Raw genomic sequence first — 12,438 nt, forward strand, 5'->3', positions numbered from 1 at the left:
CGTTCGTCGACGTTGCGGGCGATGTCGCGCCAGCCGAGGAGCCAGCCGCGATTCCAGCTGTCACCGAGGGCCTTGTCGATATGTTCCTCGGCAACCCAGTAGCGCGGCCGGGCGACCGTATCCGGATCGTCATGCTGCTCGACGGTCAGGCGCGGGAGCGTGCCCTGGTTGGCCTGGGCCCTGGTCTGGCCTTCGTACGTACCGTACCGGTGGTCGTAGAGATGCAGCATCTTGGCCTCGAACAACGGCAGCATCCGCTCGTCGTCGCGAATGAAGGTGTTGCCGTCAGCCTCCCACCCCTCGTCGAGGAGCTGCTTTTCGCCGCGGAAGAGACCAGAGTCATTCGCCATGTCGAGCATCCGGAGGAACGAAATCTCCCACGGGTTGTCGGACTCATCCCTCCACAGGACGGGAACACGGCGATGGATCCCGATGGTGATCTCTGCGTCCCGACGGGAACGGAACACCGGCGTCGTGCCGCTGTTCGGGTTGACCAGTAGCAACTCCTCAGGCGCGAGAATGAACTGGCGCTCGACTAGATCTCGGATGTATCGAGTCGAGAAAGCGAACCGTGCCTGATGTATCCGCGCGCCACCTGTCGCCGCCAGCAGGGCAAAGCGGACACGGTGGTCGACTCCCGGGAAAATCTTTGCCTCGTTCTCGAAGTCGAGGAAGGCGCTGAGCGTGGACGTCTCGATCAGGTGGCGAAAGAAGGGAGCAGTTGTGTCGCCGGTGGCGATGCTGGTAGGAAGAATCACTCCGAGCCGTCCGTGTGACGCCACCACAGACAGGTCGTGCTCGGCGAAGATCTGGAAGGTGTTGATGTCGCCGCGGCCAGTGAGGGGGTAGCGGCCGGAGTCGTGGGCGAAGCGGCTGGCGAAGTCGGAGTCGCGCAGTGCCCGTTGATACTCCGCCCACAGGGCCGGGCGTTGCTCCTGAAGTTTTTCGATCATCCGCTTGCGGGCGGCGGCATTCGGTGACTCGGCGATCTCCGGGTCGCGGGTGGCGAAGAACTCCTTGTCCTGGAGTTTGACCCGCTCCCAGGGCGGGTTCCCGAGGACGCAGGTGAAGCCGCCGGGTAGAACGTCGGGGAACTCCAACGGCCAGTGGAAGAAGCGGTATTGCTCCCGGAGCTGGACGAGCATCTGGAGCTGGCCGACGGTCAGCGCGTCCGCGCCGATCTCAGCGATGGCGGCGATGTCCCGGGTGGTCGGTGGCGGCGGGTCCGCGCGTAGCTCTACCACCGGGGCCGGTGCTGCCCCGATCCCTCGGGCGGTCTTATCCGTGGCGACAGCCTTCGGGTCAAGACGGTGTGGCCAGGCGAAGGCTGCGCACCAGGCGTCGGCGGCGAGCCTGGCACGGGCGAGGTCCGGGTCGGCCTCAGCCTTCCGCCACTGGCCGATTTTGGCGTGCACGGCGGCGAGGTCGATTTCCGGCGCGTCGCCGAGGCGGCGGAACGCGGCCCGCCACGCCTGGCTCGGGTCGGCGAAGGGAAGTTCACCCTCGCCATGGCCGGCCTTCGTCCGTTCCTCCCGGTTCCGTTTGCGGTACGCGCCGAGCTGGGCGGGGTCGTCGCCGGTGAGTGCGGTGAACGCCTCCTCGGGCAGGCCGGCGTCGACCAGGTCGGGGGTGGCGCCGATGAGGGCGTTGCCGACCTTGATGTGGGCGTCGAGGAAGGAGAAGGGCCGGCCGGGGTCGAGGGCTTCCAGCCAGAGCGCAACCTTGGCGAGTTCGGCGGCCAGCGGGTTGAGGTCCACCCCGTACAGGCAGTGGGCGACCACGTCCCGCATGGCGGTCTGGGTCGCCGCCACCGGTGGTTCGGCTTCGCCGGTGCGGACGGCGGCGAGGCGACGGGCGATGCGCCGGGCCGCGGCGGCGAGGAAATGACCGGAGCCGCAGGCCGGGTCGCATACGGTGACCGCGAGCAGGGCCTTCTCCGGATCAGCGGCGGCAACCACGGCGTCCAGTACAGGGTCGAGGGCCTCGTCGAGCAGGACCTCGACGAGGCCGGGTGGGGTGTAGTAGGAGCCGGTGGTCTTGCGGTCGTGGCCGGCGGCGACGTCAAGGGTGAACACGCCAGTCTCGGGATCGAAGTGCGGGACGAGCTCAAGGAGGGACTCGTAGATGCCGCCGAGTTCCTCGGCGCCGAGGTTGCGGTAGTCGATCGGTCGGGGCAGGCCGGCGTCGTCGCGGATGACCGACAGCGCCCGGACGGCGGCGAGCAGGTCGGCGTTGGTCAGCGCGGAGGCGGCCAGTTCGCCGAGCATGCCCGGCTCGTACATGCCGCCCAGGCCGGGCAGGGCGAGCTCAGGCAGGCCGGTCTCGGTGCCCAGGCCGCGGAGCAGCACGTGGTGCGCGGTCCACAGGTCGCCATGGCGTTCACCGCTGATCCGCCGGCGGGCGAGCCTACGCAGCCGCGTCGTGGAGAAGTAGCCGGTGTAGATCTCGCGCGCCCGCCGTGCGGCGTCCGGTGGATGCAGCAGGTTGCGGTCCTCGGCGACGAACAGGACGAGAAGCTGGTAGACGACGCGCAACAGCAGCCGGTAGTAGTCGCGGCTGGCGAGCGTTCCGCCAGACAGCGCGGCGCGCAGGTCGGTGTTGGCGGGGTGGCGCAGGAAGCCACGGCCCAGGGCGGTCAGCGCCTGGGTGACAGCGCCGCGCAGCGCGGTCAGCGCCCGGGTACCTCGTACGCTGCTCTCGGCGCGCCAGAGTTCCAGCCAGCAGGTGTCGGGGCGGGCGTCGCTGTCCGGTCGGGGTTCGACCCGGCTGGCGTGGGCGACCAGCCACAACAGGGCGAAGTCGGCGAACACCTCCCCGTCGAACATCGCTTCCAGGTCGAACTCGACGTAGGCCTGGCGCACGAGGGAGGCCGAGTCCCGCAGCAGCCGGAGCTGCAGCCCGTTGGAGACGAACCCCCACAGCAGGTCCGGGGAACGGTTGAGCAGCTCCTGCACCATCGAATGCGGTGCAGCCCGGGCTGCGCCGGCCAGGCCTGCGGTGCGATGGTCGAGGCTGACGCCGGCACCGAGCAGGTGGATCGGGCTGTACGCCCACAGGTGCGACACCGGATATGTCTGGCTGCCCGCCGGGCTGTCGACGGTGACGCCACCGGCGGGAGCGGTCGGTAACCGGCCGTAGCCGAGCTCGTCGAACAGCACCCGTAGCCAGCGGCTGCGGGTCACCTCGATCTGCGCGCCGGTGACCAGGCCGGGTGGGACGACCCGCCGGAAGGCGGCCCATGCGGCCTGCAGCCGGGTGAAGGAGCGGTTCGCGGCTTCCCGCAGGGTCTCCCGGCCGACCAGGCCGTAGTCTGCGGGCGCGAGCCCGGACAGGTCGCGGCCGGCGGCGACGGCGGCAAGCGCGTCGGTGGACAGCAGCCCGCCGACGCTGCGCACAGTGGTGAAGCCGCCGGCGGATGTCCCGCTCATGAGCGCGCCGCCGGCAGATGCAGGTACACGCCGAGGATGTCGGCGGGACGCTGGGCGGTGACGGTCAGGCCGCGGCGGATGAGGTTGCCGGTACTGCCGGCGGCTTCCCGCACCCGGCGGTGGCTGGCGAGCAGGTCCGCGGCGAGGGTGTCGCCGACCTCGTCCAGATGGCCGGTGAGGGCGTCCAGCTTGGCGGTCACGCGGCGCAGGTCGATCACGGCGAGGTCACGGGGATGATTCGCGGCCGGGCGGGCGGCGAGCTGGGCGGTGATCTCCTCCTCGTCCAGCCAGCTCGGGTTGATCGGGATACCGGTGAAGCCGAGGATGCGCGCCTCCTCGGCGACCTGCGGGCGGGGGCCGTCCCGGCCGGGCAGGGTCAGGTGCAGCCGGTAGCGGACGAGCAGCAGCACGGTCCGGCGGTCGACCGCGTCGGTGACCATGACTCCGCAGCGACGAGCGGGGCGGTCATCGGGGTCAACGCCGACCGGGTCGAGAGCGGTGTCGAGGACGTAGCGGGCCAGCGTCTCCACGGTCTCGTCGGTGCGGGTCAGCACGGCCGTGCCGGGCGGGGCGGGCAACGACCGGACGAGGCGCAGCTCGGCGCCCGAGCCGATCTGCCCGCGCAGGTCCAGGGGTAGGCCGGCGGTCGGCGCGGTATAGGTGTCGCCGTCGCGGCGGGCGGGGGCGCGCAGCGCGGCCAGGGTGGCGAGGGTGAACTCCTCCACCTCGGCGGGGCTGCCGAGGCTGGCACGCACGGCCAGCACCTCACGGCCAACCTCGTCGGGGCGGATCTGCTCCTGGGCGAACAGGGTGCGGGACCGCTTCTCCCGTTCGGCGGCGGATGTCCAGCGGTCCAGCAGGTCCGCCCGGGCCGCCTCCCCCACCCCTTCCAACTCAAGTTGGTCGGGATCGCCGCCGGTGGCCAGCACTCCTTCCAGGACGGCGGACAGCACCGTGTCGGAGTCGGCCGGGACCGGTACGGACACGCCCGTGTCCCGGCGGATCGCCTCGTGGCGACGCAGCAGGACACCCAGCACGAGCGGGTCGATGCGGTTGTCCTCACCGAAGTAGGTCACGGCCCGCACGGCGGGCGCGGTCTGCCCGAACCGGTCGACACGGCCTTCGCGCTGCTCGTGCCGGGTCGGGTTCCACGACAGGTCGTAGTGGACGACCGCGGTGAAGTACTGCTGCAGGTTGACGCCTTCGGACAGGCAGTCGGTGGCGACGAGCACCCGCCGGTTGGAGCCGGCGGTCGCAGCGGCGAGATCGGCGACGCGGCGGGTGCGCTCGTCCGGCGGGAGCTCGCCGGTGACGGCGGCGACCTCGACGTCGGCAAGCTTGGCCCGCAGCGCGTCGGCGACGTACTGCGCCGTCGGGATGTAGCGGCAGAAGACGACGACCGCGTCCCCGCCGTCGACCAGCCGACCGATGATGCCGATGCCCTTGGTGAGTTTGGCGTCGGCCGGGCCGCGCAGCTTGTCCGCCGCGTCGGCCATGGCCAGCAGCCGTCGGCGGGGCGACGGGTCGAGTGTCTGCGCGCCGGGGCTGGTGTCGGCACCGTCGACGGAGGCGTCGTCGGTCAGGTCGAACACGCCGGCTTCGCCGAGCGCATCCGCCTCCTCAATGCTGCCCGCATCTACTGTTATACTTCGGTTACGTAAAGTGTCCGCCGCGGCGGCCGGGGAGGAGGCCATGGACCGCAGCAGTGCCAGCACCGACCACCAGCGGACCCGCTGGTTCAGCCGGCCTCCGCCGCCGTCGCGGACGGTCTCCCGCGCGTAGGCGAGGACGTCGTCGAACAGCGTCCGGTAGGCCGGGGTGAGCCGGTAGGCCTCCTCGGTGGTCAGCCGGTCCGGGAACGACGTCCTCTCATCCAGGTAGGCCCGGATGTCAGCTCGTTGTCGCTGCACGAGATGGCGGGCGATCCGCTCCCTGTCGCGGCGTCGCATCGGTCCGGACAGGTCTTCCGGTAAGTCGTCCAACGCCGGATCGAGCAGGCCGAGTAACGACCGGAACGCCGCTGCCTTGCCGCTGTGCGGAGTCGCTGTCAGCAGCAGCAGGTGCCGGTTCGCGTCAGCCGCCAAGCCCGTCAGCAGCGAATGCCGCTGCTGGGCTGCGTGGCCCGCACGGCCGCCGTGGTCGGCGGTCACACAGGTGTGGGCCTCATCGACAACCACAAGGTCGGGGCATGCGCGCAGGAACTCCTTCCGGCGCCGCGTCGCCTTGATGAAGTCCGTCGACACGATCGTGTACGGGTGGTGGTCGAACAGGGACTCCCCCGGCGGCAGGTCCCGTTCCAGCCGGCCCGCGGTCGACGCCAGCACCAACGTGGCGTCCAGCGCGAACTTCTCCGCCAGCTCGCTCTGCCACTGCTGCGCCAGCGACGGCGAGCACAGCACGGTGAAGCGGCCGGCGCCGCCTTGGGCGAGTAGTTCGACGACGATAAGACCGGCCTCGATCGTCTTCCCGATCCCGACCCCATCCGCGATCAGCAGCCGGACCGTGTCCATCCGCAGTGCCATCAGCAACGGGACGAGCTGGTAGGAGCGGGGTGTGACCGCCAGGCCGGCGAGACCGCGGAAGGGACCACCGGACGAGCGGAAGCCCAGCCGCAGGGCGCTGCGCAGCAGCCGGGCACTGGCCGCGTCGCCCAGGTCGGAGGCGTCCGGCGGCGGGAAGGTGGCCGCCTCCACCGGCTCGATGCCGAGCAGGATGCCGGCGACCTCGCCGGCTGCCCCGCCGAGAGGACGAAGGAGCAGCAAGCCCGGGTCGCTACCGGGTAGCACGACCCATTCCCGGCCGCGTGCCCGCACCAGGGCACCCGGAGCGAAGGCCGCCGACGGCGGCATGGTGGTGGTCATCGAACGCTCTCCGGTCCGAACACGCTCGGCAGCTCCGCCACCTGGGATGCCCACTCCCTCTCGTCGCCGATCTCAACCACACCCCAGCCAAGCGAAGACAGCCGGTCGATCGCCTCGTCGCCGCGGCGCTCGTTGTCCGTCTCGGCCGGCAGGTCACAACGGACGAATACCCCCACTTCGCCGTGCATCAGCCGGTACACCAAGTCCGGTCGGGCGTCCGCGTCGGGAACCAGCACGGCCACCGCGTCCGGCAGCCGGTAGCCGTTACCGCGAAGCCACGCCAGGAAGCGCTCGACCGCCGCAGCCCTGCTCTGCGGCGGCACGTCCCGGTCCCCGCTTGCTGCGGCCGGCTGCGGCTGCGGCGGCACGAGGCCTGCGGCCGTTGTCTCAGCGGGGCTGACGGCTGGCCGGTTCACCCAGGTGGAGCTGTTGGCCAGCGCGACGAGCAACGGCAGCGCGAGGAAGCGATCGAGCAGCTCATGCTCGATCTGGTTGCTGTAGGACAGCAGGCAGTCGTAGCAGGCCTTGGCGCAGCGTTCGCTCACGCCGTCCGGCGCATCACGGTCGCCGCCGTCCAGGTCGAAATGCAGCAGGTCAAGCGCGCATCGGGCGACCGTGTCGAGCTGGCCGTCGTCCAGGAGCCGCCGCAGGACCCCCGCGCCGCCTTCCGCGGACTCATAAAGCAGGATGCGTTGGCGGTCGCCCAGGTGCGGCAACGCCTCGGCGGCAAGCTCGGAATCCTCAAGATTGAACACAACCTGCACCGCCCGCTTGAGGGCGTACTGGAAACTGGCGAGAGTCTGGGGCGACGCTGACGTTCGCCAGTCGATGATCAGGGCGTTCCGGCTGTCCTGCACGTAGGGGATCACCAGCTCCCCCATTGCAATAGCGGTGGCGCCGGATCTGGAACCGACGCCGGTTGTCGCCGAGCCGGTCGGGCCGTGGGGGGCCGCGGGCTGGTTGGAACGGCCCGCCCACCTGCCGGTCGCCGCGTCGAGCCGGTAGCCGGTCGCCTCCTTCGTCCGGCGCCGGCGCAGCCCGATGTTCATGCGGCGGATCGTGGCGGTATCGGCGTAGGACAGCCGGGCCAGCGCTGTCCCGTCGCCAGCCGTCACCTCCGCCTCGACGCGGCGGTCCGGTCCCTCGACCGGCATCGCCACCGCGGTGCGGATATCGAAACCCTGGCGGCGCCGCTCCTCCTCGTCCGAACTGATCCGCTCCCGCCGGCGGGTACTCGCCGTCGTCATCCGCAGCAGGTTGTTCCACGCCATGCCGAGCTGGGCCCCGCACGAGGTGCACACATCGTCCGCCGGGTCGTGCAAGGCGCCGCAGCCCGCACAGACCTTCGCCGACTCCAACGCCAACCGCGCCCCGGCAGTCACGTCCCCGCGCAGCGACCGGGCGACCTTGTACACCTCGTACCGTGAGCCCTCGTGGTAGACCAGCGCCCCAGGCCCGAACTCGCTGATCGCCAGAAAGCGCGGCCGGGACAGATAGTCGCCCTCGAACTGCCGCCGGCCACGCCGCGCCGGGATGAACGCCGACACCGGCAGCCGAGGGAAGCTGTAGCCCGGCAGGAAACCCTCCGACGCCAGGTAACGGTAGGTGTAGAAGTCGCTCTGGTCCAGCGAGGTATCGGCGTTGCGCAGCAGGTCGAGCTGGGCTTCCGCTTCGTTCCGGCGCGCCCGCGCGGCATTCACCGCGTCCTTCGACGCCGACACATCAGTGATCACACGGTTGGCGTCGGCGAACTCGGCCTGCGCCGACCGGTACAACGTCCGCCAACGGTCGCAGGTACGGTCGAACGTCTCCAACGCCCGGGTCACGGTCCGCTCGACCCAGGTGTCGTCGTACCACGGCGCCCCAGCGATCTCCGGGGTGTCCTCGAGGACCCGGCGGGCACGCTGGAGGGCTTGGCGCCGGGCCCCCTCGTGGGACATCGCCGTGACCACCTCGGGACGTAACGCGAGGCTCGGGTTCTCACCGGCAGCGTCCAGGACGTCCACCAGTGAGCTTCCCAGCGGCTCCCGGGTCGTCTCGGCGAGCCACATGGCCTGCACGTGCGCCCGTACCAGGTCCGCGTTGGCCAAATCCAGCCGTGGCGGCTTGACCGACCCGGCGACCATGTCCCGGGAACGGCGGAAGTAATACTGGTCATGGGCGCTGCCGCTGGTGCAGTAGGTCACGACCAGCGCGGGCTGGCTCTGCCGCCCGGCCCGACCAGAACGCTGGGCGTAGTTCGCCGGGGTCGGCGGCACGTTACGGAGCAGGACGGCGTTCAACGATGAAATGTCGACACCCAGCTCCATGGTCGGCGAGCAGAACAGTACCGGCAGCTCCGCATTGCGGAACTTCTTCTCCCGCTGCTCCCGAACCAGGGCGGGCACCTGGGCTGTGTGCTCCGCCGACACCAGCCCAGCCAGGTCCTGGGCCCGCTCCCGGTATAACCCGACGAAATAGCGGTTCGGACGTCCCCCCTGATCGCCCACGGTGACCCGCAGCGGGTCGGCCGCCCGTTGGGTCCCGTCGCCGGCCTTCCACACCAGCGCCGCCGCATTGAGCTGGTACCCGGGCGTGCCGTGCGGCTCGTCAAGCCGGTGCACAATGCCGTACTCGTCGGTCAGCACCGTCAACATGCCGTTGATCTCGACCTCTGCGTCGTCGGTCGACAGGGCGTGGCCGGTGAGCCGGCCCACCTCCCGGCGCAGGAAAGCGGCATACGCGGAGCGCCCGGAGACAAACTGGTCGGCGCGCGACTCGTCCTTACGGCGAGGACGAGGCAGCAGCTTGCCCGCTACGAACGGCTCTTCATCCAGCTTCCACGGCTCGATCAGATGCTGGCTGGCCAGCGCCTGCACCCGCTCGAATCCATCCAACGTGAGCACGTCCGCCCGCAACGACAGCCCGCGCCGCATCTCGTCCAGCAACACCCGCAGCAACCCAGCCCGGTCAGCATCATCAAGAGGATGAAGGACGCTGCCGCGCCAGACCTCGCCGTCCGCCGCCGCATCCTCCAACGACTGATAGCCGACCACCAGGAGACCGGCCTGTTCCAGATTCGGCATCGTGATCCGAATGCCACGTTGCAGGTCGATGTAGAGCCGGTACTCGACCACCAGCCGCAACGCCCGGTCGGTGTTCTCCCGCGCGAACCCCTTCGCCTGCGGAGCCACCGCGTAGCGCTCCCGTGGCAAAGCCAGTGCCTGCACCACCGCGCCTGCAAGGTCCTCATGCGTCAGACCAGCCGGACCGGCAGCCACGCATGCCTGGTGCAAGGCCGCGCGCACCAGGCTCACCTGTACGAAGTCGTTGAAATGGCCTGCCTGCAGCGACGCGTCCTGGCGGTTGTCGGTGAACGCCAGCAGCTTGCGCGCCTCGTCTTCCAGTCCATCCTGGCTTCGTAGCGCCCGCAGCAGGCTCGAACTGAGTACCGTTGCCGCCGAACTACGACCCTCCGACCCCAGGCTCGACAACTTCGCGAAGTCCTGTTGCCGGGGTGACTCGTACGACACCCGGCACTCACGGTTGAGACAGAACCGGAACGGTGACCGGACGAACGCCGCCCGGAGCCCACTGTCATCGCCGTCGCTGAGCTGCCAGCCATCCCCGGCGACCCACACCGGCTCGGGCAGCACCTTGGCCCGGTTTCCCAGCACCGACCCGTCGGCTGCCAGCCACGAGCCGGGCAGTCGGCCCGCCACACCGTCGAGGCCCCGCGGCCAGGGATCCGACGTGGACACGTACAGGTAGCCGCCGTGCTCGTCATCCTCGATCCCACTCGCGCTGCCGCTGACCGCAAACCGGCCATTGCGACGCGTGACCGCCAGATACTCCTGCCCGCACTCCCGGCAGAACACCAGCGGAACCATGATCGCCTCGGGCCTGTTCGGGTGTGCAAGCTGCCGACGGGTGGTGATGTGCCGGACGTCCTCGGCCTCAAGCGAGACGTAGACGGTGTCGCCCTTGCCGACGAACTGATGCAACCGGAACGCGAACAGCGGACGACCGAACGCGTCGAGTTGCCGGCTGCCAGCCAGCAGGGTTTCCCGCAACGCCCGCTCGCAGTCCCCGGCCGTCAGATCGGTCAACTCCGCCAGCTCGACGGCGACGTCGGCGACCTTACGCGGACGCTGCCGCACCAGCCGACCATCCTGCTCGGCCAACCCGAACGTCGTCTCCACCCAGCTCGCCAACGGGTCGTCCCGCAGATCGGCAGGTGGCACCTGGCGGGCCACCGCCTCGCGGAGCCGGTTGCGATCAGCCTGGACGTCGACGGTGGCCCGGCGCAGGGTCTCGTCCACCACCTGGTCCGCGGCCACCGCAACACCGAACATCGTCGACGCGGTGCGGGCGATCTCGGTGTGCTGCGCTGCCCGCGTGCCGCCCGTGGCCAAGGTCGCTGACGTCCCCACACACTGCAGCAAGGGGCTACCGCAGGCATCCCGCACCCGGCGCACCAGCATTGCCACATCCGCACCCTGACGGCCCCGGTAGGTGTGCAACTCGTCCAACACCAGGAAACGCAGACCGTTCGCACGCTGAATCAGCCGCCGCCGCTCGTCCGGCCGAGTCAGAATCAGATCCAACATCACGTAGTTGGTCAGCAGAATGTCCGGTGGCTCCGCGAGAATCTCCCGCCGGCGCGCCTCGTCCTCCTGGCTCGTGTACCGGGCGCAGGTCACCCGCTTGTCATCACCGATGAACTCCCTGAGCGCATCAAACTGCGAGTTCGCCAGCGCGTTCATCGGGTAGACGACGATCGCCTTGAGCCCACCTCCGGTGCCTACCCGCAGCACGTGGTCGACGATCGGCACAAGATAGGTCAGGCTCTTACCGGACCCGGTGCCCGTCGTCACCACGTAACTCGCATCGGACCGGGCCAACTCGACGGCGTCACGCTGGTGGCGGTGCAGCCGGATCGACAGCCCCCCGATCCGGAAGATGTCCGCACAGCCGGGGTGCAGCCCGTCCGTTCCGCCGCGCGCCAGTTCAGTGATCTCACCGCCGGGCTCGAACGCCGGATTCAGCGACAGCCACGCCTCCGGCCACAGCAGCCCATCAGCGATAGCCCGCTCGACGTGCTCGCTGACCCGCCGATCATGGATGGTCAGGAAACCGCGGACGAACTCCTCGTAGTCACGGACTAATCGATCACGCACCGCGAAGACATCCACGGGTAACCCCCCAAACCCGTCGAACCGACTCCCACACCGTAGTCCCCCGACCCCGCAGCGCCCCTGCCAGCGGTCTGCTCAAGGTTGACGGGAACGCGGAAGCGGCTTCGGGGCCGCCGAGCCACCGGTCCACCTCAACGCGCCACCGCACCTGGGTCCCGCCCCACCTGGCGGTGCGGTTCACCGTCGCGGCCGGTACGGGCGCGCGGGGGTCGGTCCGGAGCCGATGGTCGACGGCTTGGCGGCTCACGCCGAGGACGGCGGCGATGTCGGAGGACCCAACGAGTATCGGCGGCTCGTCCACCGCCACCGACGATAGTCCGCCGGGCCGCATCCGCGGATCCTCAACCCGCCCTCCCGGCATGCGGGCCACGCCGTCGCCGCACGGCCCGGCCGCGACGGCCAGGCCGCTTCTCAGGTGATAGCCGGGATTTCCGCGGGGACAGAAGTGTTGGCCTGCGCCATCCAATTACGCAGGCACGATTCACTGATCGACAGCTGCTCCGCGAGTGTGGCGACCGGTGTGTCGCCGCGACGAGCGAGCTCAACCGCGCGGCGACGGAACTCAACCGGATGAGGAGCGGGCATGTCGACATCCTCCCTGGTAGCCGAGGCCACTGGAGGGTCCCCGCTTTCACGAACAGTCCTATTATGCTGCGCGATCACCTTTCCTGTCAAATTCCTCCTCGAATTCGACGGGAGTAAGATAGCCGATCGCGGAATGGATCCGCAACCGATTTTAGTACGTCTCGATGTCCTCGAAGACACCGTTTTTCAGGCGCTTCACTGTGTCGAACGGGTGGAGATGGATGTACTCCTTCTTCAGGGTCGCCCAGAACGATTCAGATGCCGCATTGTCGAAGCAGATACCGGTGCGACCGGCCGAATTCCGCACACTGCTGATCGTACAGAAGTCAATGAATTCTTTGCTGGTGTACTGACAATGCCATTGACACTATTTCGATCTTGAATCGT

4 protein-coding genes are annotated in these 12,438 nt (G+C 69.5%); all 4 read right to left on the reverse strand.

What is annotated here, in order from left to right:
• A partial coding sequence (locus MJ797_RS19445) for an Eco57I restriction-modification methylase domain-containing protein (protein WP_239337566.1) occupies positions 1–3,428 on the reverse strand: 3,428 nt, incomplete at its 3' end.
• Positions 3,425–6,289 (reverse strand): helicase-related protein, encoded by a 2,865-nt coding sequence (locus MJ797_RS19450; protein ID WP_239337569.1) that lies wholly within the window; start codon positions 6,287–6,289, stop codon positions 3,425–3,427. The genes MJ797_RS19445 and MJ797_RS19450, both read right to left, overlap by 4 nt.
• The gene (locus MJ797_RS19455) at positions 6,286–11,463 is read right to left on the reverse strand and encodes a DEAD/DEAH box helicase (protein WP_239337587.1); all 5,178 of its coding nucleotides are present in this window, start codon (positions 11,461–11,463) and stop codon (positions 6,286–6,288) included. The genes MJ797_RS19450 and MJ797_RS19455 overlap by 4 nt, the downstream gene beginning before the upstream one ends.
• A 414-nt stretch (positions 11,464–11,877) precedes the next feature.
• A complete protein-coding gene (locus MJ797_RS19460) occupies positions 11,878–12,051 on the reverse strand; it encodes a transposase (RefSeq protein WP_239337602.1) in 174 nt (57 codons plus the stop codon).
• Between the last annotated feature and the right edge of the window lie 387 nt (positions 12,052–12,438).

Origin of the sequence: Protofrankia sp. CiP3, from assembly GCF_917627345.1 — a bacterium.
Classification (GTDB): Bacteria; Actinomycetota; Actinomycetes; order Frankiales; family Frankiaceae; genus Protofrankia.